Source organism: Mycobacterium sp. 852002-30065_SCH5024008, from assembly GCF_001665645.1.
GTDB classification, from domain to species: Bacteria; Actinomycetota; Actinomycetes; order Mycobacteriales; family Mycobacteriaceae; genus Mycobacterium; species Mycobacterium paraffinicum.
Genome location: NZ_LZSZ01000069.1, coordinates 1 through 562, shown reverse-complemented (window position 1 = coordinate 562; position 562 = coordinate 1). Strand labels below are relative to the sequence as shown.

General features: G+C 64.1%; 1 protein-coding gene. It reads left to right on the top strand.

Features of this window, described 5'->3' with window-relative positions; all coding sequences use genetic code 11:
• A partial coding sequence (locus A5781_RS08840) for a phosphopantetheine-binding protein (protein ID WP_231990676.1) occupies positions 1-562 on the top strand: 562 nt, incomplete at both ends.

Below are 562 nucleotides of genomic sequence, written 5' to 3'. Positions count from 1 at the left end.
CAGGTCAAGATCCGCGGGTATCGCATCGAACTCGGTGAAATCCAAACCACACTAGCCAGCTTGGACGGGGTGGACCAAGCGGTGGTGATCGCCCGCGAGGAGGACCCCGGCGGCAAGCGGCTGGTCGGCTATGTCACCGAATCGGGTTCGGGGGCAGTGGATCCTGCCGCGATCCGCGCCCAACTCGCAGACCGGCTGCCGTCCTATATGGTGCCGGCCGCGATCATGGTGCTCGAGACGCTACCCCTGACGGTCAACGGCAAACTCGACACCCGCGCCCTACCCGCCCCCGACTACACCGGCGCTCACTATCGCGCCCCGGGCACTCTGACCGAGGACATCCTGGCCGGCATCTACGCCGAAGTGTTGAGGCTCGATCGGGTGGGGGTGGAGGATTCGTTCTTCGAGTTGGGTGGGGATTCGTTGTCGGCGATGCGGCTGATCGCCGCGGTCAACACCAGCCTGAATACCGACTTGTCGGTGCGGGCCATTTTTGAGGCGCCCACCATCGCCCAGTTGGCACCTGTCTCTTATACACATCTGACGCTGCCGACGATCGCAT